Source organism: Mycobacterium sp. HM-7 (assembly GCF_053852335.1).
In genome coordinates, this window is the sequence record NZ_CM132657.1 from 3,726,026 (window position 1) to 3,749,275 (window position 23,250).

Consider the following 23,250-nt stretch of genomic DNA (forward strand, 5'->3'; position numbering starts at 1 on the left):
CGCGGTCACCCGTTTTTCATGACGTCAGCATGGCCTGCCAGGTCTTGGGCGCCGCCCCGGTGGCCAGATCGGCCTGGCGGTACAGCTGACCGTCGGGTGCCATGTACTCGCCTGTGCGCGGGTCGTACTGCGCGTACCCGAGGCCTCCGTTGAATGCGCTCGGCGCGGCACCGGGTTCGACGGGCGGGACCTCGGCCGGCCGAGGCTCGACGGGGTCACCGCCGGGGATCGGCGGGACGCTACCGGCATTGCCTGACGCACCCGGAGTGGTGATCGGATTCTGCGGCGGCAGCACCGGGTTGTTCGGCGGCGGTCCAGCAGGCGGGACACCGGCGGCGGGCCCTTCGCCGACCGGGGCATACAGCCCCTGGTCGGGGAACCACCGCGAATCCGGCGGCACCCCTTGCCTTTCCAAGCTGGGGTCGCGCGGATACGGGCCGACGACCGGCATCCGCTGCGACAGCGGCTCGTACTCCCGGTCGCTGTTACAGATCTCGGCGGTCGGTGCGTACTTGCCCGGCTTCCCCATGCACGGAGTGTTGCGAATGCCGCGGACCCCGACGGGGGCGTCCTGCGGCAGTTTGCAGTAGACGTCGTCGGGCAGATCGATTGTGGTGGTGTCATAGGCCGGCCGCCACGACGACGGTGGGAGGAATCCCGTCGTGCATGGCGGAGGGTCCTCCGCCCCGATCCGGAAGCTGCCGATGCCGAGGCCGCCGGCATTGCGGATCGTGCCGTAGGAGATCACCGTCGACACCACCGGCGGCAGCAGCACCAGCGCCTGCTCCAGCCCGGGGCGGTACGTCACGCCGAGCTGCCCCAACGAGGTCAGATTGGCCAGCAGTACGGGGACAGTGATCTTCAGCTTGTCGAAGAGCTTGGTCGCATCGTCGGCCACCGCGGGCCCATGGTCCAGCAGGCTGCGGATCTGGGGATCGTTGGTGACCAACTGACCGGTGACGCCCGTCAGGCTGCGCGACCACACCCGCAGCGAATCCGCGCTCTGCGCCTGGGAATCCAGCAGCGGCGAACTGTTCTCGATGAGGTCCCGGACTTTGTCCCGCTGTTCGTTCAGGCCCCCGACGAGTTTCCCGGATGAGTCCGCCAACGACTGCAGGTCGTAATCGGCACCGTTGAACGCCTTGTATGTCTCGTCGAGCAGCTGGTGCAATTTGTCCTTCGGCAGGGACGCGACCAGCTCACTGGCACGGTCCATCATCGGCCCGATCGGTGGCGGCACGGCCTCGGCGCCACCCCGCACCACCGAACCGTCATGCAGATAGGGCGCGACATCGGTACGCGGCAACAGATCGACGTACTGCTCGCCGACGGCGGACACACTGCGCACCACAGCGGAGAGATCTGCTGGGATCTCCATGGACGAGTCGAGCGACATCTTTGCGCGCACACCGGTTTTCGTCAGCTCGACGTCGGTCACCCGACCGACCTGCACACCCCGGTAGGTGACATTGCTGAAGCGGTACAACCCGCCGGTGTCCGGTAGTTCGAGCGTGACGTCGTAGCGTCCGATTCCCGCCAGCGACTGCAACTGCATGTAGCTGAAGGCCATCACGAAGACACCGACGACAGAGGCGATCGAGAAGATCACCAGCTGGATGCGGACAAAGCGCGACAACATCAGTGTCCCCCTTGATCCGGTGCCGGGGCCGGGGCCGGGGCCGGGGCTGGTCCCGGCAATGGCGGCGGGGCCACGTCCGGTGGACGGGGTGCGATCACCGCAGGCGGCGGCGCGACCCCGATGCCGAGCGGGTCCTTTGTCTGTTCGGCGTATCCCGGATCACCGATCGCAGCCTGAATCCCTTGCGTCGGGTCACCGAACCGCGTACCCATCCACAGTTCGCGCCGGATGCGGGGCAGCGTCAGATCGAGCGTCGCCGACAAGTTCAGATAATCGCCCTTGATGTAGCGGTCGATGGCCGCCTGCCCGTACGGGAATGTCGTGGCCATCGCGATCGACTTGTCGATGACGATGCCCACGTCGGCCAGTGAGCGGGTGATCGGCTCCATGTGACGGAGATTCTCGACAAGGTCGGCCTGGGTGTCGTTGATCAACGACGTCGCGGTGTCGCTGAAGGTCCGCAATTTCGTCAGTGCCGCAGTGATGTTCGGCCGCTGTGCCACCATGACTTCCAGCGCCTCCGGCATGACCCGCAGCGCCTCGGTGATGGCGTCGCGCTGACCGGCGAAGGTACCGGCCAGGCCGTTGAGACCCTTGATCGTGGCGACGATGTCGTCGCGTTGATCGTCGATGGTGCCGACAAACCGGTCCAGGCGGCCGATGAGGTCGCGGATCGATTCCTGGCGGCCGTCGAAGGCGTTGTTGAAGCTGTGGATGATGCCACCGATCTGGCCGACGCCACCGCCGTCGACGACGGTCGCCAGCGCGGCAAGAGTGCGCTCGGTCGACGGGTAGGTCGACGACTTGTTCAGCGGGATCGTCGTTCCCGGTGCCAGTCGGCCGGCCGGCGCCGTCCCGGCAACGGGGTCGAGTGCGACGTGTGTCGAACCGAGCAAGCTGGTCTGCCCGATCTTTGCCACGACGTTGCCGGGCACCACCACACCGGGCTTGATCAAGATGTCGACCTCGGCGTGCCCGCGGACCACCTTCATGGGTCCGACGCTGCCGACCTCGACGTCGTTCATCAACACCGGCGAATTCGATTCCAGTGTCCCGACATTGGCGAACTCGGCGTGATAGACCGTCGCCCCCGCGACGCGCCCCGGTGCGCCCGGGAGGGGCAGCGAGTTCACGCCCTGCCACGCACACCCGCTCAGCGGCGCCATCGCGCACACCGCCAGAGCGAGCGGCCGCCAAACCCGGCGTGTGGTTGCGCGCGTCATGAGGCGGGCCCTTCGGCTGGCAGGAGCATCCCCGGCAGGGTGGCCGGCGGCGGCGGCTCCGGGCCGGTGTAGCCGGGCATGAGTTTGGCTTCGCTGTAGATCAGCTGATCAGGACGCGGCGTGGGGCCCAGGAACGGGTTGACCGGGATCGGCAGGTAGTTGAAGTTCAACAGCCGCAGCGCCGGGCCGAGGTACTCGGCGCACTTCTTCGCGCCTTCTGCCGGATCGCCGCCCTGAATGCCCGCGATGGCGCCGCAGACGAACTGGGCCGGGTTGGAGAAGCCGTTGACGGCAAACATGCCGTTGGCGGTACCGGACACCGGATCGTAGATGTTGTAGAAGTTCGACATCACCGTGGGGAACACGTGCAGGAGCTCTTCGAGCTCCTTCTTGTTCCCGACCAGGGTCTGCGTGACGTCGGTGAGGCGGGCCACCGACTCGACGGTGCGATTGTTGACGCTCGACATGAAACGCTGAATATCCACGACCGCGACGGACAGGTCCGTCAGCGCTGCGTCGAGGTCCGAGCGGCTCGAATCGAGGACACTCGACAGCGTCGCCAGCCTGTCCTCGAACTGCACGATCTGAGTATTGCTGTTGCGCAACGCCGTAACGAAGACCTGCAGATTCTTGATGGTGTCGACGATGTTCCCGCTGCCGTCGGCCAGCACCCGGCTCACCCCCGACAATTGCGCGAGGGTGTCCCGGAGTCGATCACCGTTGCCGGCCATGGCATTTGCCGCGCTGTCGACGAACCGCCCGGCCACGGACGTGTCCCCCGGCTTGGCCGGTCCGAGCTCGCTGACCAGCCTGGTCAGTTGCGCTTCGACTTCGTCCCACTCGACGGGGACCGCGGTGCGCGACACGGGGATGACCGAGCCTTCTGCCAGCGTCGGTCCGGTGGAGCGGTAGGCCGGGGTGAGCTGAACGTAGCGGGCGGCCACCAGGTTCTGCTGCACGATCAGCGCTTTGGCGTCGGCCGGAATCGGCACGTCCCGATCCACCTTCAGCGTCAGCTTCACCGTCGTGCCCTGCGGCTGCACGTCCGACACGGTGCCGACCTTGACGCCGGACACCCGCACCTCATCGCCGGTGTAGAGACCCGTCACGCGGGTGAAGATGGCCCCGAAGGTCCTCGGACCGAACAGGTTCCGGTAACCGACATAGATTCCGGCGGCGAGCGCGGCGCCCACCAGCGCCACCGCCAGGATTCGAATCAACATCCGTCGTGTCATCAGTGCGGCACCTGCCCGACCGCCGGTCCCTCGGTCTCTTCGCGGTTGTAGCAATGGTCGAAGCTATAGGGCGGCTTGAATCCGTTGCGCTCGCCACCGCAGTTCGGCCACGGGAACAGCGTGCGGGGCTGCACACCGAGCGCGGCGTCGATGAAGGGCTGCATCTCGTGTCCGTCGATCAGATTGGCGACGAACGCGTTGTAGTACCCGCCGTTGTTGACAGCCTCGCCCTGGGTCATCACGACCTTCTTCAGACCCGGGATCGCTTTCGCGATGTTGTCCTTGTTCTTTTCCAGCACGGCCACCACCGAGTTGAGCCGGTCGAGCGCCGGTGCCAGCTGTGCTTCGTTGTCGTGCACCAGGCCCGACAGCTGCTTGGCCACCACCGAGGTGTTGGCCAGCAGTGTCACGATGGCCTGACGGCGCTCCACCAGCATGCCGAGCAGCGAATTCGCGTTGAGGATAAGGGTATTGAGTTGGTCGCTGCGCTGCGACAGGATGCTTGTCACGTCGGCGGCACTCTTCAGCAGTTCCGACAGCGACTGGTTGCGATCGTTGAGGGTCCGCGACAGTCTGGACACGCCGTCGAACGTCGGTCCCAGCTGGGGCGCTATCTGATCGAGGGTCTGCGACAACAGATCCAGCGATTGGCCCAACTGTGTGGTGTCGGTCCCGGCGGTGTTCTTCGTCAACTCGTCGACGGCATCGGTCAGCGAATACGGTGACGACGTCCGCGAGATCGGGATCACCGTTCGCGGCTTGAGCGGCTTGTCCCCCGCCGATACCAGGGCCAGGGTGCGCGCTCCCAACAACGTGCCCGTCCTGATGTGGGCCGACGTGTCCGAGCCCAGCGGAACCCGGCCGTCGACCGTGAAATCCACCACAGCATCACCGTTTTTCAGCGACACCTTCGATACCGTCCCGACCTTCATACCCGACACCACGACGTTGTTGCCGACCTCCAGGCCGCCCGCTTCGGAGAAGACCGCCGAGTACCGCACCGAACTGGCCCAGTCCCGGAACTTGTCCGGCGACAGGCCGACGAGGATGACCAGGATGACGGTCACGACACCGATGATGCCCACCCGGATGAGGCGCGCGTTGCCGTACTTCAGCATCTACTGGCACCTCCCCGCGTTGGACCTGATCCACGGCATGACGACCACCCGGCCTTCGCGGTCGTTGACGCGGATGGTCAGGTCGCAGATGTAGTACTGGATCCAGCTGCCGTACGCGCCGGTACGCGCTTCCTTGCGGTAGTTCTCCGGTGCCCGCTGCAGTGCGGTGTCCAGGGTCTGCTTGTCCTGGTCCAGGTTGTTCCCGAGCCTCAGCAGCTGGTTCACCGTGCCGGTCAACGGCTTCCGGGTCTGGCTCAACAGATCTGAGATCGTGGCGGTGCCCTTGTCGAGCGAGTCGATGGCGGCACCGATCGGATCACGGTCTTCCGACAGCCCGGTCACCAGTCGCTGGAGCCGGTCGACGGAGGTCGAGAACTTGTCACCGTCGCGCGCCATGGTTCCGATCAGCAGCTTCAGATTGTCGATCAGCTGCTTGATCACCTCGTTGTTGTCCGCCAGCGAGCCGCTGAACGAAGACGTATGTGCCATCAGCGAATTGATCCCGTCGGCCTGTCCCTGGAATACCTGCAACAGCGACGACGTCAGAGCGTTGACGTCCTGCGGGTTGAGGCCCTGCACGACGGGCTTGAGGCCGCCCAGCAGCAGATCGAGGTCCAGCGCGGGCGCCGTCCGATCCAGTGGGATGGTGGATCCGGCCGGGAGGACCTGTGTGGGGCCGGGCCCGTCGACAAGGTCGAGGTAGCGGTCGCCGACGAGGTTCAGGTAGCGCACCTCGGCGCGGGTGCCGGCCGTGACCGGTATGGCGTTGTCGGCGTCGAACGTGACGGTGACCTTGCGGTCGTCCCCCAGCTCGAGTCCGGTCACGGTGCCGACGCGGATGCCGGCGACTCGGACCGAGTTGCCGGCCCGCAAGCTCGACGCATCGGCGAACAATGCCTTGTATTCCTTGGTGGTTCCGGTTCGGGTCTCGCCGAGGACCATGAACAGGAATCCCGACGCGATCATCATGACCACGGCGAAGATGGCGAACTTGAGCGCCGCCCCACGTGCGTTCATCGTCCGGGCTGTCCGATCTGTGCGGTGTTGCGCGGCGGGCCGTCGATGGGTCCGTAGAGCAGCTGCTTGAGCCCGTCGCTGTTGAGAATGATGTTCTGGTTGCCGTATTTGAACGGGTTGGTGCCGGTGTCGGTCACCACGAAGTTCGGATGCTGCTCGAACGCCACCGGCAGGACCTCGCAGCGCGGGCCGCCCTTGGCCGCCACCTTGGGCAGATCGCCCGGATAGCGGTACCGCTCATGGCCCCACAGGAAGCTCGCCGACAGCGGCAAGCCGCCGGGGGCAGGGTCCTGAGGCTGAGACCCGAAGTCCGCCAAGCCCTTGAATGCACATGTGAGGGCGGGGTTGTACTGATCGAACAGCCCGGTCGTCGGCAAAAAGAGGCGCATCACATTGGCCAGCGCCTGGTGGTTCGCGCCGAAGAACGCGTTGCCTGTGTCGGCAAACGTGCTCATGCTCTTCAGCGTGGCGTCGAGGTCCTTCTGCTTGTCGACGATGGACTTGCTGATCCGGGTTGCGTTGCGCGTGATCTGCACGAGGTCGCCCGCGGTCGCGTTGTAGGCGTCGAGCACCGTTGGCGCGGTGGACATCTCGTGCTGCATGGTGGGCAGGGCCGGTTCGATCGTCGCGAGCAGGTTGTCCGCGTTCACGAGCGTCTCTCCGAAAGCGTTGCCGCGCCCGGACATTCCACGCGAGAGCGCACCGAGGGTCTCGTTCAGCTTGGTGGGCTCGACTTCGGCCAGTACCGAGGTCAGTTGTTCGAACACGGTGTTGATCTCCACGGTGACGTGGTCGGCCGACACCACGGCCCCGGCCGCCAGGCTCTTCGGCGACGGGGTTTCGGGAGCCTTGAATTCGACGAATTTCGCGCCGAACGCGGTGGACGACGCGATGTCGACCGTGGCGTTCGCCGGGATGAGCCCGAGTTGGTCAGGGTTCAACTCGAGGTGCAGCTCGGCCTTGCCATCGGGCCGTTCGTCGATCGAGTCGACACGGCCGACCTCCACACCGCGCATCTTCACCTTCGCATCCGGGTTCATCACTAGGCCGGCGCGCTCAGCGAGCACCGTCACCGGCACCGAGCCGGTGAACTCTCCACTGAACCGCGCCAGCGCGAAGGCGACCAGGGCCGCGATCACCGAGACGACCCCCGCCCCGGCAAGTACCCGCGCAGTGTTTTTCGTCATCCCACCTCCACCGTCTGTTCTTCGCACATGCGCTCATCACCCCGACAAGTTGAAGTTGCCGTTGGTGCCGTAGATCGCCAGCGAGACCAGCAGAGTCACCGAGACGGTCGCGATCAGTGAAGTACGCACGGCATTGCCGACCGCCACCCCCACGCCGGACGGTCCGCCCGAGGCGAAGAATCCGTAGTAGGTGTGGATCAGCAGGATGACCAGCGCCATCAGAATTGCTTGCAAGAACGACCAGAGCAGGTCCACGGGGTTGAGGAACGTGGCGAAGTAATGGTCATAAAGGCCGGCGGACTGGCGGAACAGGTACACCGTCACAAACCGGCTGGCCAGGAACGACAGGATCACCGCGATGGCGTACAGCGGCACGATCGCGGCCATGCCGGCAACGATGCGCGTCCCGACCAGGTACGCCACCGATGGAATCGCCATGGATTCCAGAGCGTCGATCTCCTCGTTGATCCGCATCGCGCCGAGTTGCGCCGTCGCACCCGCGCCGAAAGTCGCCGCCAAACCGATGCCGGCGATCACCGGCGCGGAGATGCGGACATTGATGAACGCCGCCAGGAATCCGGTCAACGCCTCGATGCCGATGTTGCCCAGTGAGCTGTACCCCTGCACGGCCAGCGTGCCACCGGCTGCCAGGGTCAGGAAGCCCACGATCACCACGGTTCCGCCGATGAGCGCCAACGTGCCTGCGCCCATGCTGATCTCGGCAACCAGGCGGATGGTCTCGCGCCGGTAGCGCAGTGCGGCGAACGGCGCACCCACCAGCGCCATCCAATAGAACATGCCGTGGTCGCCGATGCCGCCCAGGATGTCGGCCGGCTTGCGCAACAGCCGCACGAACCTCGGGAACCGGTGGCGCAGAATCACCTCTGTCGACATGACAGCCTCACTTCACCGTCATCCGGATACCGATGGCGGTCACCACGACGTTGACGACGAAGAGCGCCATGAAGGCGTAGACGACCGTCTCGTTGACCGCATTGCCCACCGCCTTGGCGCCACCTCCGGAGATCGTCAGGCCGCGGTAGCACGCGATGAGCCCGGCGATGAGGCCGAACAGCGCCGCCTTGATACACGAGATGATCAGCTCGGGCACTCCCGTCAGCAGCGTGATACCGGCCCCGAACGCACCCGGGTTCACATCTTGGACGAACACCGAAAACACGTAGCCGCCAAGGATTCCGATGATGCAGACCAGACTGTTCAGCAGCAGTGCCACGATGCCGGAGGCCAGCATCCGCGGCGTCACCAGCCGCTGGACCGGGTTGATACCGAGGACCTCCATCGCCTGAATCTCTTCGCGGATGGTGCGGGAACCCAGATCCGCGCAGATCGCGGTGGCGCCCGCCCCCGCGACGATGAGCACCGTCACCATCGGCCCGACCTGGGTGACCGCACCGAACGCCGCACCGGCTCCCGACAGGTCGGCGGCGCCGAGCTCACGCAGCAGGATGTTGAGGGTGAAACTCACCAGCACGGTGAACGGGACGGCCACCAACAGCGTCGGGACCAGGGAAACCCTTGCGATGAACCAGGATTGGTTCAGGAACTCCTGGAGATGAAACGGGCGCTGGAAGATGAAGCCGAAGGCGTCGGCACCCATGGAGAACAGGCCACCGACGGCCTGCATCGGCTTGCCGAAGCCACGGCCGAGCGCCGGCAACCCGGACGACCAGTGGTCCTGTCCATGCTTATTCGTGGCCATCGGCGGGCCCTTCCGGAACGGTCACCGCGGACATTGCTGCCGGCCCACCGAAGTTGCGGGCCAACCCGATTCGTGCGCCGGCGGTGGCGACGTTTCTCACGCGTCCCCCTCACCTGTCGGTAACGTCGGGACCCCCGATGTGGAGCGAGTATTCCTCACGCAGCCACCCGTTCGGGCCCAAATGCACATCCGTGATCGGCGGCGCCGGACCGGACGTCAGGCATCAGCGCAGCGCATCATGAGACCACCGTGGCGAACGTCTTCGACTCGAGGAACTCCTCGAGTCCGGCGGTGCCCATCTCCCGGCCGATGCCCGACTGTTTATAGCCACCAAACGGACTGTCGGGGCTGAAGTAGTTGCCGCCGTTGATGGAGAACGTTCCGGTCCGGATGCGGCGGGCCACACCCAGCGCCCGGTCCTCGCTGCCGAACACCGCACCGGACAGGCCGTAGATGGAGTTGTTGGCGATCCGTACGGCATCGTCGTCATCGTCGTACGCGATCACGGCGAGCACCGGACCGAAGACCTCGTCCTGCGCGATCTCGCTGTCCGGGTCGACGTTGGTCAGCAGTGTCGGGGTGTAGAAGTAGCCAGGGTCGACCTTCTCGCCACCGGTCACCAGCGTCGCACCGGCCTCGACTGCGCGCTTGACCATGCCGTCGACCTTGTCCCGCTGCTTCTCACTGATGAGCGGGCCCATGTACGTCGTGGGGTCGGCCGGGTCGCCGTACCGCACCATGGCGAAGTTGTTCTTGACCAGCTCGACGATCTCGTCTTGGCGGGCCCGCGGCACCAGGAGCCGCGACGTCAGGGCGCAGCCCTGGCCGGCGTGCGTGACCATGCTGAACGCGGTGAACAGTGCCGCCGTGTTGAAGTCGGCGTCGTCGAGCACGATCGCGGCGGACTTGCCGCCGAGCTCCAGGAACACGCGCTTGAGGGTGTCACTGGCGGCCGCCATGATTCGCCGGCCCGTGGGCGTGGAACCTGTGAAGGTCACCATGTCGACGTCCGGGCTGCTGGTCAGCGCCGCACCGACTTCGGGGGCGGTGCCGCTGAGCACGTTGACCACGCCGGCCGGAATATCGGTGTGCTCGGCAATCAACTCTCCCAGCGCCAGCGTGACCAGCGGGGTGTCCGGCGCGCCCTTCAGGATGACGGTGCAGCCGGCGGCCAGCGCGGGCGCCAACTTGGCCAGCGCCAACTGGTTCGGGTAGTTGTACGCGATGATCGCCGCCACCACCCCGCCGGCTTCCTTCTCCACCCAGCGGTGGTGCTGCATACCGCGGACCTCGACGTTGCCGAGGTCTTCGGTCATGGCATACGTCTTCAAAAGTTCGGCGTAGTAGCGCACGATGTCGATCGGCTGGTCGAGCTGCGCTCCCGCACACAGCGCTGCGGTCGCGCCGACCTCCGCGGTCGTGAGCGCGGCGAACTCGTCGCGGTGCTCCAACAGAGCGCGATGGAGCTGTTCCAGACAGTGGACCCGGAATTCGGCGTTGGTCGACCAGTCGGTGGTGTCGAATGCCCGGCGCGCGGCAGCCACCGCCGCCTCGGCGTCGGCCACGGTGGCGTCAGGGGCATGGCCGAGCACTGCCCCGGTCGCGGGGTTCCGGGAGGCGAACGTGCGCTCAGCGTTCAGTAGCCGGCCGTCGATCAGGAGTCGTCGATCGGCGGCACCAGGTGCCGGGTCGCCTTGCCTCGTGCCGACCGCCTCAGCGATGTCCTGCGGCATCCGTCCTCCTCGCTCGCGGGAATGCCATTCTCATTTCGTGGAAACATTACATTCCAGAAGCGAGAATGTGAACGAGATTGTGCGTACGGATTTGCCTTCGAGGCTCTACCGTATGCCTATGACGACGCGAGCCTGGACCGTCTCGAAGAAGTTCGCAACATTTGCCGCCGCCACCGTCGTGGCCGGCTTCGGACAGATCGCCACCGCGGCGAATGCCACTGCCGACGAAAAGCCGTTGGGCGACAACAGCCAGCGCCTGAAGTTCTACGGCACAGAGTTGGGTGGCGCCCTGTTCGACGGCCGCACCTTGATCGGGAAACCGACAGTGATCTGGTTCTGGTCGCCGCCGTCGTTGTGCGGGATCTGCCTGGCCGAAGCCTCGGTCGTCGGCCGGGTGGCGGCAGCCAATCCGCAGGTCAGCTTCCTCGGGGTCGCCGGTCGCGGAGCGGTGGGCGACATGCGCGGCGTGGTCGCCGACAATCATCTGAACTTCCCGAACCTCACGGACGCCAATGGCCAGTTGTGGCAGGCCTTCTTCGTCCCGTGGCCACCGGCGTGGGCGTTCATCCGCCCCGACGGCGACGGCTACCTCATCAACGACATCACCGCACCGATGACGGAGGATGCGCTGAACGCGCGGGTCGCGGCACTCACCACCCCCTGATGCGCCGCGTTCGACTCTCCGACTAGAGCGAGAATGTTATTCTCATGAATTGAGAACCTGCCCAGCGGCAGGTCGGCCTACCACCTGACGGAGCTGCCGGTGATCGCCCTCCACCTCCGCGGACTCACGTTCGCCGTTTGCCTCACCGCCGGCCTGGCCACGGCCGCGCTGACCGCCCCGTCCGCGAGCGCCGACCAGGGCGAGGACTACCTCCTGCAAGAGCTGCGCAAGACGAACCTGAAGTGGATGGCACCGGGCGGAGAGCCGGAAATCCTGGGCATCGGCTACGACATCTGCGGCGACTGGGCCGCCGGCGTGCCCTACGCCGACGAGGTCGCCGGACGCATCGGGCCGCCCGGCTGGTGGTCACAGCGCAACGCCCGGTTCTTCGTCGCGCTGTCGACCAGGTCGTTGTGCCCCGGGTTCTTCATGGACAAGGTGCCGCCGGCGGATCAGGAACTGATCGTGCAGCCGGCGCGCGCCTGGCCGCCGAACCCGTTACCGCGGAACTGACGCGCGACACTCAGCAGCACGACCAGAAAACCGCATAAGACGACGATGGCGCCGCCGGCATTGCCGGCGGCGCCATCTCGTGGTGTCAGACCGTCACGAGCCGGGCGAGGTTGCCGCCCATGATCTTCGCCTGGTCGTCGACCGGCAGGTGCTGCAGCGCGGTCACGTAGTGCGTCGGCTCGGCCAGGCCCTCGGGGTGCGGCCAGTCCGATCCATAGAGCACCTGGTCCACGCCCACCAGGTTGATCAGGTCGTCGATGCCCTCCTCGTAGAACGGGCTGACGTGGATGCGGTTCTTGATCTCCTCCATGGGGTTACCGAGGAAGGCCTCGGGCGCCTTCTTGTAGACCTCGGACATCTGATCGAGCAACGGGAACATCCACTTCGACCCCGCCTCGACGATGCCGACCTTCAGCTTGGGGTGGCGGAACAGCGCGCCGTGGATAACCCACGAGGCAACCGCATCCTGAATCGGCCGCCATTCGTTGAGGATCGACATCGCATTGGTCTGGAAGGGCAGCATCTCCTGTGCCGCGCCGTCCCACTCGGAGGTGTAGCGGGAGTAGCCACTGTCCGACGAGTGCATCCCGATGAAGACGTCGTACTCGACGCACTTCTGCCAGAACGGATCGAACTCGGGCAGCGCGAAAGACCGCGGGCCGCGGAAGCCGGGCACGGGCGCCGGGCGGACCAGGATGGCGCGCGCGCCGCGCTTGACGCACCACTCGAGTTCCTCGATGGCCTTCTCCACGATGGGGAGGGTGATCACCGGGGTGGTGAAGATGCGGTTCTTGTAGTTGAAACCCCACACCTCGTCCAGCCACTGGTTGAGCGAGTGGATGAGGACGTGGATCGCGACCGGATCGTCGCGCAGCCGCTCTTCGATCAGGCTGGCCAGCGTCGGGAACATCAGCGTGCGATCGAGGCCCAGCTGATCCATGAGCTCGAGCCGCGGCGCGGGCTCGAAGAAAGCCGGGATGGCCTTCATCGGTTCGCCGAAGAGTTCGCGCCGGGTCTTGCCCTCGGGGTTGCCGTACTTGAAGTACTCCTCCCACGCACCCGGCCGGGCCACCACCGAGAACGTGGGGTTCGGGATGTAGTTGCTGATCTGGCCTCGGATCGCGATCTTGGTGCGGCCGTTGACCTCGACGTACTGGACGACGTCCTTGTACTCCTTCGGCAGGTACTTGGTCAGCGCCTCCGGCGGCTCGTAGAGGTGGTTGTCCGCGTCGAACAGCGGAAACGGAATGTCAACCCGATGCGACAGTTGTCCCATGAAATTCTCCTTCGCGATTCGTGAGAATCTTATTCTCATATGGCGCGAACACGCAATCGCTTCCGTGTGGTTCGCGGCCGGAGGGCTGGTTGCCGACGGCCGAGCCCTAGTTGTCGGGCGCCGGATCGAGCTTGCGGAGGTGGCGGTCGAAGTACGCGAGGATCTCGTCATGACCGACGGAAACCCCGAGAGCGGCCTCCATGGTCAGCAGCTGCGACATGCCGACGATCAGTGAGATCGCGACGATCGGAGGCAGCTCTTCGGCATCGATGCCGTATTTCGCCAGCACCGTGCCGACCAGCTCGGCCTGCCCTTCCAGGAACTGCTGTGCCGCACCCGCGATCTCGGACCCGAGTTCCTTGCGATGGTTGGCCAGCGCGGCGTATTCCATGATCAGCGCGGTGTCGCGGTTCTCGATGAGGAAGGTCCACAGCGCCCGCAGCGGGTTCGGCGCCAGCAGGATCAACGACTGCGCCGCCAATCCCTGGTCGGTCCGGCGCCGGAATGCGGCCAGGAACAGATCGTCCATGGTGCGGAAGTAGTAGTGCACCAGCTGCGGTTTGAGGCCGGCCCGTTCGGCGACCTTTCGGGACGTCACCGCCGCGTAGCCCTCGTCGAGCATCAACGCTTCCGCAGCGTCGAGTAGAGCCCCGCGGTTCTTCGCCTCGGGTCCGCCGATCCTTCGCTCCGATGCCATGCCGTCACAGTCCGTTCTCGATCGCTGCCGCGCCGATCGTAATTGTCCGCATCCCGCCGTGTGACCTTGACCACGCCACAATCCAGATGCTAAGCAAGTGCCCAGCACTTTGGTTGCAAATCGACGCCTGGAGGCCAGCCCACACATGACGAACTTCGACGAGGTCGACTACTACACCGACCAGTCACTGGTGCCGGACCCGCACCCGTACTTTGACCATCTGCGCAACAAGTGCCCGGTGACCAGGGAGAACCATTACGGCGTCGTGGCGGTCACCGGCTGGGAAGAGGCCAACGCGGTCTACAAGGATGCCGACTCATTCTCCGCTTGTGTCGCAGTCACGGGTCCGTTCACCCCGCTTCCGTTCACCCCCGAGGGCGATGACATCTGCGCCCAGCTCGCCGAAAACCGCACCGCCATCCCGATGTTCGAGCACATGATCACCATGGATCCGCCCGAGCACACCCGCGCCCGCTCGCTCCTGTCCCGGCTCCTGACACCCAAGCGCCTCAAGGAGAACGAGGACTTCATGTGGCGGCTCGCCGACCGCCACATCGATGAGTTCATCGCCGACGGCAAATGCGAGTTCCTGGCGTCCTACGCACGGCCCTTCTCCCTGCTCGTCGTGGCCGACCTGCTGGGCGTGCCCGAGGAGGACCACGAGGACTTCCGTCAGGCATTCGGTGCCGAGCGCCCCGGCAGCCGCGTGGGCGCGCTCGACCACGAGCCGCTGGCGTCCAATCCGCTGGAATGGGCCGACGAGAAGGTCGGCCAGTACCTCGAAGAACGCCGCAGCCACCCCCGCGACGACGTACTGACGTCACTGGCCACGGCCAAGTACGAGGACGGATCGACGCCCGAGATCAGCGACGTCGTCAAGACCGCGACGTTCCTCTTCGGCGCCGGCCAGGAGACGACGGCCAAGCTGCTCACCGCCGCGATGCGCTTCCTCGGCGAGCAACCAGAGCTGCAGAAGCGGCTGCGCGATGACCGCAGCCGTATCCCGAACTTCGTCGAGGAATGCCTGCGCATGGAAAGTCCGGTCAAGACGCTGCACCGGTTGGTACGCAAGTCGACGAAGGTCGGCGACATGGACGCCCCGGCCGGCACCGTCGTCATGATCAGCCCCGGCGCGGTCAACCGGGATCCGCGCCGGTTCGACCAGCCCCACGAATTCCAGTTGGATCGCAAGAACGTTCGCGAGCACCTGGCCTTCAGCCGGGGTGTGCACTCCTGCCCGGGGGCACCACTGGCCCGCGTCGAAGGACGAGTGTCGCTCGAGCGGATTCTGGACCGCCTGGGCGACATCCAGCTCGACGAGGCCGCCCACGGTCCGGATGGCAACCGGCACTACAACTACGAGCCGACGTTCGTCCTGCGCGGCGTCACCGATCTCAGCATCAACTTCACCCCGCTGGCCGCCAAGGCCTGAGCCTGCGAGAAAAGCAGATGTCCCCCAAAACCGTTGTTTTGGGGGACATCTGCGCTTGGCGAGTGCCTCTACGTGACCGCGCCGGCCGACTTGAGTTCGATGATGCGGTCCCAGTCCATCCCGAGTTCCAACAGGATCTCTTCGGTCTGCTCGGCGAAGCCGGGCGCCGGGCCCGTCTCCGGCGGCGCGACATCGAACTGCACCGGGTTGGCGACCAATTCGAGTTCGCCTGCCTGCACCAGGTAGTCGTTGGCCCGAATCTGGGCATCCTTGGCGGCCTGCAGTGTGTCCTGTACCGGCGCCCACGGACCGGAGAGGGTGGCGAACCGTTCACTCCACTCCGCCAGTGTCTTGGTCGCCATCGCCTTGCCCAGAATCTCCACGGCCGCCGCGGTATTGGCCGCGATGTCCTGCGCCGTCACGAATCGCGGATCGTCGATGTATTCGTCCAGTTCCATGTGCCGGCACACGTCGGCCCAGAACTTGGTGGGCTGCATCATGACCAGCGAGATGATGCGTCCGTCGGACGTTTCATAAAGGCCCACAAGCGGATTGATGGGCGAACCGTGGACCCCCGGGGCCGGCGCCTCCATCAACTGGCCGAGGTGAGAGGTCAGCGCGACGGTATGGCCCATCGACCACAGCCCGCTGCCCAGCAGCGACACGTCGACGATCGAGGGCTCGCCGGTGCGCTCACGCTTGAACAGCGCAGCCGCGATGCCACCGGCCAGGTTCGTCCCGGAAATGGTGTCGCCGTAGGCCGGTCCCGGCGGCGCGATCATGCCGGGCATGCCGGGCGGCGTGATGGTGGCGGCGGTGCCTGCGCGGCACCAGAACGCCGTCATGTCGTACCCGCCCTTTTCGGACTCGGCACCGCGCGGACCCAGCGCGCTGCCGCGCGCATAGATGATCGCCGGGTTGACGGCCCGAATGTCGTCGACATCGATCGCGAACTTCTTGCGGTGGCCGGGCAGGAAGCTGGTCAGGAAGACATCGGCCCGACGTGCCAGTTCCAGCAGGACCTCGCGCCCCTCGGGGACCGCCATGTCGAGCCCGATGCTCCGCTTGCCGCGGTTGGCGTGCTCGATGTTGGGATTGGGGTCGCCCTCGACCCGCAGCGTGCCGGTCTGCCGCAGGCCCCGCTGCGGGTCACCGGTCACCGCGTGCTCGACCTTGATCACGTCGGCACCCCACTCGCCGAGCACCGCGCCGCCCGACGGCACGAATCCGTACATCGCGACCTCCAGGACTCGGACACCATCCAAGGGCCCCATCCGACCTCCTCTGTTTGGGAAACACCATTCTTCAATTTCGGTAATGCTACTCGCATACCGCGCCTTTTCCGATATGCAATCGGCCATCAAACCGTCGACCGGCGGACTGTCCGCGGCAACCATCTGGACCGTAGAGGCAGGTGGACCCTGTTATTGGCGGTTCTGTTGCGGGACATCGAAGATGGAGAGTATCGTTCTCAAAATCGGAAGGGAGATTTCTCTCAGTGATCTACATCGGTAGCCAATCGTGAAGAATGCCGTCGTTACCGGAGGTGGGTCCGGCATCGGCCGCGCCATCGTCGCGCGCCTGCGGGCCGACGGCCTCAACGTCGCGACCCTTGATCTCAACCCATCGGACGACGAATTCGGCTTCACCGCCGACGTCACCGACCGCGCGCAGGTCGATGCCGCGCTCGACGGCATCCGCGCGAAGCTCGGGCCGGTGACAGTCCTCGTGAATTCCGCCGGACTGGAGAAGTTCAAGCGGTTCACCGATTTGGAATTCGAGGACTGGCAGCGGGTGATCGACGTCAATCTCAACGGCGTCTTCCACTGCATCCAGGCGGTACTGCCCGACATGCTCGAAGCGGGCTGGGGCCGGATCGTCAACATCTCGTCGTCGAGCACCCACTCGGGGCAGCCCTACATGTCGCCCTATGTGGCCGCCAAATCGGCCGTAAACGGACTGACGAAGTCGCTGGCGTTGGAGTACGGGCCGGCGGGCATCACGGTGAACGCCGTGCCGCCCGGCTTCATCGACACCCCGATGCTGCGGAAGTCCGAAGAGCGCGGATACCTGAAGGTGCCGCAGAGCATCGAAGCGACACCGGTGCGGCGCATCGGCCGCCCCGAAGACATCGCCGCGGCCTGCGCGTTCCTGATCTCCGAAGAGGCCGGCTACATCACCGGGCAGATTCTCGGCGTCAACGGCGGACGAAACACATAGTGGAGGAAGGCTTTTCAATGACTTCAGTGGGACGAGTAGCGGGCAAGGTCGCCTTCATCACCGGCGCGGCACGCGGCCAGGGCCGCAGTCACGCGGTCCGGCTGGCCGAAGAGGGCGCTGACATCATCGCCGTCGACCTGTGCGAGGACATCGAGTCCATCGGCTACCCGATGGCCACACCCGAGGACCTCGAAGAAACCAAGAACCTCGTCGAGAAGACCGGCCAGCGCTGTGTCACCGCGCAGGCCGACGTCCGCGAGGTGACGCAGTTGCGAACCGCCCTCGACGCCGGGCTGTCCGAATTCGGCAAGGTCGACATCGTCCTCGCGCAGGCAGGTGTCGCCGGCATGAAAAGCGATGTCCCACTGCAGGCTTGGATCGACACCATCAACACCAACCTGATCGGCACGATCAACGCCATCCAGGTTTGCCTCCCCCACCTGCAGGAGGGCGCCGCGATCGTCGCCACCGGCTCCACTGCCGCGCTGATGGACGCCCATCTCAAGATGAATCCGGGCAACGATATCGGCGGCTTCGCCTACATGACGTCGAAACGCCTTCTCTCCCAATATGCCCACGACCTCGCCACCGAGCTCTCGCCGCGCGGCATCCGGCTCAACGTGGTGCACCCGACCAACGTCAACACCGCGATGCTGCAGAGCCCGCCGATGTACAAATCGTTCCGGCCGGACCTGCCGAACCCGACGCGCGAAGACGCCGAGCCCGCCTTCGGCATCCAGCAGGCCATGAAGATCAACTTCGTGGAACCGGAGGACATCAGCAACGCCATCCTGTGGCTGGTCTCCGACGAGGCCCGCTACATCACCGGCACCCAGTTGCGGGTCGACGCCGGCGGTTACCTCAAGTGGTACGACTACCACGTCTGATCGGGAGAGACAGTGAAGGTTTGGGTTGACGGGCAGCGCTGCCAGGGCCACACGCTGTGCGCGATGATCGCGCCGGATGCGTTCGTGCTCAACGACATCGACGGCACGTCGTCACCGGTTGACGAGGTCGTCGCGCCGGGGCTCGAAGACGCGGTCCGTGAGGCCGCGCACTCCTGCCCCGAACAGGCCATCACGATCGAAGGCTAGCGGGAAGCGACAGCGGATCCCACATGAGACCAGCAGGGAGACAGGAACTTTGAGCGTCCAGGACGAGCGCAAGAAGGACACCTACCACTTCGACCGGCATACCCCGGAGTACCGCCTGCAGTTCGAGCAGATCGCCGAGGAGATGCAGGCCAAGTGCCCGGTCGCGTGGACGGACACCTACAGCGGCCACTGGGTGGCCGCTGACAGCAAGCATGTCTTCGAGCTGGCGCGCTGCCCCGCGGTATCCAACCACCACGACGTCAGCGGCGAAACGCCGTTCCAGGGCATCACGATTCCAAAAGCCAGCCGCGCCACCGCCGTTCGGGGCGGCATCCTCGAGATGGACGAGCCCGAGCACAGCACCTACCGCGGCGCGCTGAACCCTTACCTGTCCCCCGCCGCGATCAAGCGCTGGGAACCGTTCGTCGACGAGATCACCCGCGCCGCACTGGACGAGCACATCGAGTCGGGCCGTATCGACTTCGTCGAGCATCTCGCCAACGTGGTGCCGGCAGTGTTCACCCTGGCGATGATGGGTATCGAGCTCAAGAAGTGGAACGTCTACAGCGAGCCCACACATGCCTCGGTGTACACCCCCGAACACGCGCCCGAACGCGAGAAGATCAACGAGCAGCACCGTGAGATGGGCATCGACATCATCAACAACATGATGGAGATCCGCCAGAACCCGCGGCCCGGATTGGTCAACGCGATGCTGCAGCTGCGGATCGACGGCGAACCGGCGCCCGATCTGGAAATCCTGGGCAACTTGGGACTCATCATCGGCGGCGGGTTCGACACCACGACAGCACTGACCGCCCACGCCCTGGAGTGGCTCGGCGAACACCCCGACGAGCGCGAGCGGCTCAGCCGCGACCGCGCCACGCTCCTCAACCCCGCCACCGAGGAGTTCCTCCGGTTCTTCACCCCCGCGCCGGGCGACGGCCGCACCTTCGCCGACGACGTCGAGGTAGAAGGCCGGCAATTCAAGCGGTACGAGCGGCTGTGGTTGTCATGGGCGATGGCGAACCGCGACCCGGCGGTGTTCGATCAGCCCAATGAGCTGATCATGGACCGGAAGGGCAACCGGCACTTCAGCTTCGGCATCGGCGTGCACCGCTGCGTCGGATCCAATGTGGCACGCACGGTGTTCAAGTCCATGCTGACCGCCGTGCTGGACCGGATGCCCGACTACGCGTGCGAGCCCGAGGGCACCGTGCATTACGACAGCATCGGCGTCATCCAGGGCATGCGGAATCTGCCGGCGAACTTCACCCCGGGCAAGCGCCTGGGCCCGGGCCTCGACGAGACACTGGAGAGGCTGCAGCGCATCTGCAACGAGCAGGAGCTGGCCCGCCCCATCACCGAGCGCAAGGAAGCGGCCGTCATCTAGATCCGTCGTCTAGGTTGGGACTTGACCCTCACGCGACGTGAGGCGCCAGCCTTATCGATGTGACGCAGGAGATGCCGGTGGACGTACTCACCGTGGGCGAGGTCGCTGAGCGATTCGGCATCACGGTCCGGACGCTCCACCACTATGACGACATCGGGTTGTTGACCCCCAGTCGGCGTGCCGCCTCGGGCTACCGGGTGTACACGTCGGCGGACCTGACGCGTTTGTCCCACATCATCGTGTACCGCCGGCTCGAGTTTCCTCTCGAGGAAATCGCGAGCCTGCTCGATGAGGGCGACGAGGTCAGCCACCTGATTCGCCAGCGCGAACGCGTCATGTCCCGGCTCGACGAGATGAAGTCGCTCGTCGAGGCCATCGATCAGGCATTGGAGAAGGCGATGACGAACACCCCCATGACCGACGACGACATGCGCGAGCTCTTCGGCGAAAGCTTCGACGACTATCAGGCCGAAGCCGAGCAGAAGTGGGGCGAGACTGCCGAGTGGAAGGAATCGCAGCGCCGGGCGAAGGCCTACTCCAAGGCGGATTGGGTACAGATCAAGAGCGAGGGCGAGGCTGTCGAGAAGGCGTTGTCAGACGCCTTCCGCGCCGGGCTCCCGGCCGACTCCGACGAGGCGATGGACGCGGCGGAGCAGCACCGGCTACACGTGAACCGGTGGTTCTACGACTGCCCGCCGGACTTCCACCGGAATCTGGGAGATATGTACGTCAGTGATCCGAGGTACGTCGCCACCTACGACGAAACATTCGGTCTCCCAGGGCTTGCGGCCTACTGCCGCGACGCCATCCACGCGAACGCGGCCCGAACCGGCCACTGACCGGTTCGGGCGCGCGCCGGCGTCAGCGTGGTCGCGGCAGGCCCAGTACGTGTTGCGCGATGATGTTGCGCTGAATCTCGGAGGTACCGCCGGCGATGGTGCCGCCGAAGCTGCGGGCATAACGCTCGAACCAGCTGACGAAGTAGTGGTCGAGGTTCATGTGCTCATACCGCCCCGAGGTCGACGGGTGGTTGAGACCCTCGATTCCCGCTGCCGACAACGCATTTTCGAGCGCAGTCCGCTCGGCCTCGGACCCGAGAAGCTTGAGCACCGACACCGACTGGGTGTCCATCTCGCCGCGCGAGGCGCGGGCCAGCGCCGCCGAGCCCATGGCCCGTAACGCGTGATAGTCCATGATGGTCGTGGCGTACTGGTCGCGCTCCAGTGCCGTGCGCGGCCGGAAGTCGGCGATCATGTTGGCGATCCGATCGGCGAACCCCAGCCACATCATGGTGCGCTCGTGGCCGAGCGAACCGTTGGCCACACCCCAGCCGCCGTTCAGCGGGCCGACCAGGTTTTCCGCCGGAACCCTTGCGTCCGTGAAGAAGACCTCGTTGAAGTCCAGGTTTTCCTGGCTGCACAGGTCCGCGAACGGCCGGCACACCACACCGGGGGTATCGGTCGGGACGATCAACACGCTGATGCCCTTGTGCTTCGGGGCATCGGGGTCGGTACGGACGAACGTCAGCAGGAAGTCCGCATCGTGTGCGCCCGACGTCCACACCTTCTGGCCGTTGACGACGAAGTGGTCACCGTCCCGCGCGGCGCGGGTGCGCAACGAGGCCAGGTCCGATCCCGCACTCGGCTCGCTCATGCCCAGCGACGCGGTCTTCTCGCCCCGCAGCACCGGCACCGCCCACCGCTGCTTCTGCTCGTCGGTGCCGAACGTAAGCAGCGACGCCGCAATGATATTCACGCCCTGCGGGTTGAAACTGTGGTAAATCCGGCGGCGGCACAGCTCGTCTAGATGAACGAACTGCTGCACCACCGAGGCGTTACGGCCGCCGAACTCGGGCGGCTGAGCCGGCAGCAGCCAGCCGTTGTCGAACAGCAGCCGCTGCCAGTCCCGCGCCCACTGTGGCATATGCGACACCGACCGGGGCCGCTCCAAAGTCTCTGTCTCCGTTGGCAGGTGCTCATCGAGGAACGCCGCGAACTCGGCGCGGAAGGCCTCGACGTCGGCGTCATACGAGAGTTGCACGGTACTCCTCTGCGATCATTGCGCGGTGTTCTGCGGCGCCGCCGAGCATCAGCTCGCCGGCCTTGGCGCGCTTGAGCGCGAACTGCAGGTCGTTCTCCCAGGTGAATCCCATGGCGCCGAAGGACTGCAGACCGTGCCGGAACACCAGGGCCTGGCACTCCCCCGCCGACGCCTTGGCCATCGCCGACGCCAGCCGTCGGCGCGGATCATCGACACTTATCGTCAGCGCGGCGAAGTACGACAGCGCGCGAGCCCGTTCGATGGCGACGTGCATATCCGCGGCCTTGTGCTGGAGCGCCTGGAACGAGCCGATCGGGACGCCGAACTGATGGCGTTCCTTGATGTGCTCCAGCACCAGGTCGAGGATGCGCTGGCAGGCGCCGACCATGGTGATCGCCATGCCGGTCAGCGCGACGTGCCGGCCGCGCTCGACATCGGTCCCGAGGCGCTCGGAGTCGGTCACGTGCACACCGTCGAACGACAGGTCGGCGACGTGCAGCACCGGGTCGAACACGAGATCCCGGCGCACACCTACCGCCGAGGCGTCGACGAGAAAGACGCCGGCCGCCGTCACCACGACCAGTCGTTCGGCGCGGTCGCCGTCGAGCACGTAGCGCGCGGTGCCGTCCAGCGCCCAGCCGCTGCCGTCCCGACGCGCCGAAACCCCTTGATAGACAGCAGCACCGGCTTGCTGCGGATCAAACCGTTCCCCAGCCAGCGGGGCGAACTGGGTCATCGTGGCCAGGAAAGGCGTCGGGTCCGTGGCCCGTCCCAACTCCTCGAGCACGATCGCCAACTCCACGGCGTTCTCGGGGTCGGCCATCTCCGTCCAGCCGGCATCCACCCAGGTTCCCCAGAGCGGAGCCGGGTCGGCGTCGTACTCGGCGACGGCCCGGATCAATGTCGGCGGGCACTGCTTGGTTACGGCATCCCGGACGGTCTCCTGCCATAACCGCTGATCAGCGTCGAACTCCAATAGCATGCGGCGCCTCCTACGGCTTAAATCGGTCGCGAAAGTGAGAATAGCATTCTCTTTTGAGGTAATTAAG

At 65.7% G+C, this 23,250-nt stretch carries 22 protein-coding genes; 8 read left to right on the forward strand and 14 right to left on the reverse strand.

All coding sequences use genetic code 11. The features are described from left to right. Window positions 1–16: 16 nt before the first annotated feature. The 9 genes from ACWW1C_RS17900 to ACWW1C_RS17940 form a co-directional block, all read right to left on the reverse strand. Window positions 17–1,639, reverse strand: a complete 1,623-nt coding sequence (locus ACWW1C_RS17900; protein WP_455979632.1) for an MCE family protein — start codon at window positions 1,637–1,639, stop codon at window positions 17–19. Next, entirely contained in the window at window positions 1,639–2,862 is a 1,224-nt protein-coding gene (locus ACWW1C_RS17905; protein ID WP_455979633.1) for an MCE family protein, read from the reverse strand. The genes ACWW1C_RS17900 and ACWW1C_RS17905 overlap by 1 nt, the downstream gene beginning before the upstream one ends. After that, a complete protein-coding gene (locus tag ACWW1C_RS17910) occupies window positions 2,859–4,097 on the reverse strand; it encodes an MCE family protein (protein WP_455979634.1) in 1,239 nt (412 codons plus the stop codon). Before ACWW1C_RS17910 ends, ACWW1C_RS17905 begins: the two co-directional genes overlap by 4 nt. After that, window positions 4,097–5,215 (reverse strand): MCE family protein, encoded by a 1,119-nt coding sequence (locus ACWW1C_RS17915; RefSeq protein WP_455979635.1) that lies wholly within the window; start codon window positions 5,213–5,215, stop codon window positions 4,097–4,099. Before ACWW1C_RS17915 ends, ACWW1C_RS17910 begins: the two co-directional genes overlap by 1 nt. Then, on the reverse strand, window positions 5,216–6,232 hold the full coding sequence (locus tag ACWW1C_RS17920) for an MCE family protein (RefSeq protein WP_455979636.1): 1,017 nt from the start codon (window positions 6,230–6,232) through the stop codon (window positions 5,216–5,218). It abuts the gene before it with no gap. Further along, window positions 6,229–7,419, reverse strand: coding sequence for an MCE family protein (locus tag ACWW1C_RS17925; RefSeq protein ID WP_455979637.1), 1,191 nt, complete (start codon window positions 7,417–7,419; stop codon window positions 6,229–6,231). The genes ACWW1C_RS17920 and ACWW1C_RS17925 overlap by 4 nt, the downstream gene beginning before the upstream one ends. A gap of 36 nt (window positions 7,420–7,455) precedes the next feature. Then, entirely contained in the window at window positions 7,456–8,313 is an 858-nt protein-coding gene (locus ACWW1C_RS17930; RefSeq protein ID WP_455979638.1) for an ABC transporter permease, read from the reverse strand. A 7-nt stretch (window positions 8,314–8,320) separates the two neighbouring features. Further along, window positions 8,321–9,139: an MlaE family ABC transporter permease gene (locus ACWW1C_RS17935; RefSeq protein WP_455979639.1), complete on the reverse strand. Its 819-nt coding sequence runs from the start codon at window positions 9,137–9,139 to the stop codon at window positions 8,321–8,323. Window positions 9,140–9,375: 236 nt separating this feature from the next. After that, window positions 9,376–10,872: an aldehyde dehydrogenase family protein gene (locus ACWW1C_RS17940; protein ID WP_455979640.1), complete on the reverse strand. Its 1,497-nt coding sequence runs from the start codon at window positions 10,870–10,872 to the stop codon at window positions 9,376–9,378. A gap of 118 nt (window positions 10,873–10,990) precedes the next feature. On the opposite strand from ACWW1C_RS17940, the gene ACWW1C_RS17945 reads away from it, so the two are divergent. Together ACWW1C_RS17945 and ACWW1C_RS17950 are read left to right on the forward strand one after the other, a co-directional pair. Next, window positions 10,991–11,536: a protein disulfide oxidoreductase gene (locus tag ACWW1C_RS17945; RefSeq protein ID WP_455979641.1), complete on the forward strand. Its 546-nt coding sequence runs from the start codon at window positions 10,991–10,993 to the stop codon at window positions 11,534–11,536. 99 nt (window positions 11,537–11,635) lie between these two features. Next, the gene (locus ACWW1C_RS17950; RefSeq protein WP_455979642.1) at window positions 11,636–12,049 is read left to right on the forward strand and encodes a DUF732 domain-containing protein; all 414 of its coding nucleotides are present in this window, start codon (window positions 11,636–11,638) and stop codon (window positions 12,047–12,049) included. 85 nt (window positions 12,050–12,134) lie between these two features. Here ACWW1C_RS17950 and ACWW1C_RS17955 read toward each other — a convergent pair whose 3' ends face one another. Both ACWW1C_RS17955 and ACWW1C_RS17960 read right to left on the reverse strand, forming a co-directional pair. Next, complete coding sequence (locus ACWW1C_RS17955; RefSeq protein ID WP_455979643.1) at window positions 12,135–13,325, reverse strand: amidohydrolase family protein; 1,191 nt, start codon at window positions 13,323–13,325, stop codon at window positions 12,135–12,137. A 106-nt stretch (window positions 13,326–13,431) separates the two neighbouring features. Next, window positions 13,432–14,022 carry a TetR/AcrR family transcriptional regulator gene (locus ACWW1C_RS17960; RefSeq protein WP_455979644.1) on the reverse strand — a complete coding sequence of 197 codons (591 nt, stop codon included), beginning with the start codon at window positions 14,020–14,022 and terminating at the stop codon, window positions 13,432–13,434. A gap of 145 nt (window positions 14,023–14,167) precedes the next feature. Between ACWW1C_RS17960 and ACWW1C_RS17965 the strand changes: the two genes are divergently transcribed. Next, window positions 14,168–15,454 (forward strand): cytochrome P450, encoded by a 1,287-nt coding sequence (locus ACWW1C_RS17965; RefSeq protein ID WP_455979646.1) that lies wholly within the window; start codon window positions 14,168–14,170, stop codon window positions 15,452–15,454. A gap of 68 nt (window positions 15,455–15,522) precedes the next feature. On the opposite strand, the gene ACWW1C_RS17970 is transcribed toward ACWW1C_RS17965, so the two are convergent. After that, window positions 15,523–16,728, reverse strand: a complete 1,206-nt coding sequence (locus ACWW1C_RS17970) for a CaiB/BaiF CoA transferase family protein (RefSeq protein WP_455979647.1) — start codon at window positions 16,726–16,728, stop codon at window positions 15,523–15,525. A 247-nt stretch (window positions 16,729–16,975) separates the two neighbouring features. Between ACWW1C_RS17970 and ACWW1C_RS17975 the strand changes: the two genes are divergently transcribed. The 5 genes from ACWW1C_RS17975 (at window position 16,976) to ACWW1C_RS17995 (ending at window position 21,000) form a co-directional block, all read left to right on the forward strand. Beyond that, a complete protein-coding gene (locus ACWW1C_RS17975) occupies window positions 16,976–17,674 on the forward strand; it encodes an SDR family NAD(P)-dependent oxidoreductase (protein ID WP_455979648.1) in 699 nt (232 codons plus the stop codon). 26 nt (window positions 17,675–17,700) lie between these two features. Beyond that, entirely contained in the window at window positions 17,701–18,561 is an 861-nt protein-coding gene (locus tag ACWW1C_RS17980) for a mycofactocin-coupled SDR family oxidoreductase (RefSeq protein ID WP_455984343.1), read from the forward strand. 12 nt (window positions 18,562–18,573) lie between these two features. Further along, a complete protein-coding gene (locus tag ACWW1C_RS17985; RefSeq protein ID WP_455979649.1) occupies window positions 18,574–18,768 on the forward strand; it encodes a ferredoxin in 195 nt (64 codons plus the stop codon). Window positions 18,769–18,817: 49 nt separating this feature from the next. Then, window positions 18,818–20,161, forward strand: a complete 1,344-nt coding sequence (locus tag ACWW1C_RS17990; protein WP_455979650.1) for a cytochrome P450 — start codon at window positions 18,818–18,820, stop codon at window positions 20,159–20,161. A gap of 77 nt (window positions 20,162–20,238) precedes the next feature. Continuing rightward, complete coding sequence (locus ACWW1C_RS17995; RefSeq protein WP_455984344.1) at window positions 20,239–21,000, forward strand: MerR family transcriptional regulator; 762 nt, start codon at window positions 20,239–20,241, stop codon at window positions 20,998–21,000. A 22-nt stretch (window positions 21,001–21,022) separates the two neighbouring features. Here ACWW1C_RS17995 and ACWW1C_RS18000 read toward each other — a convergent pair whose 3' ends face one another. Further along, window positions 21,023–22,201, reverse strand: a complete 1,179-nt coding sequence (locus ACWW1C_RS18000; protein WP_455979651.1) for an acyl-CoA dehydrogenase family protein — start codon at window positions 22,199–22,201, stop codon at window positions 21,023–21,025. Beyond that, a complete protein-coding gene (locus ACWW1C_RS18005) occupies window positions 22,185–23,183 on the reverse strand; it encodes an acyl-CoA dehydrogenase family protein (protein WP_455979652.1) in 999 nt (332 codons plus the stop codon). Before ACWW1C_RS18005 ends, ACWW1C_RS18000 begins: the two co-directional genes overlap by 17 nt. Window positions 23,184–23,250: the final 67 nt, after the last annotated feature.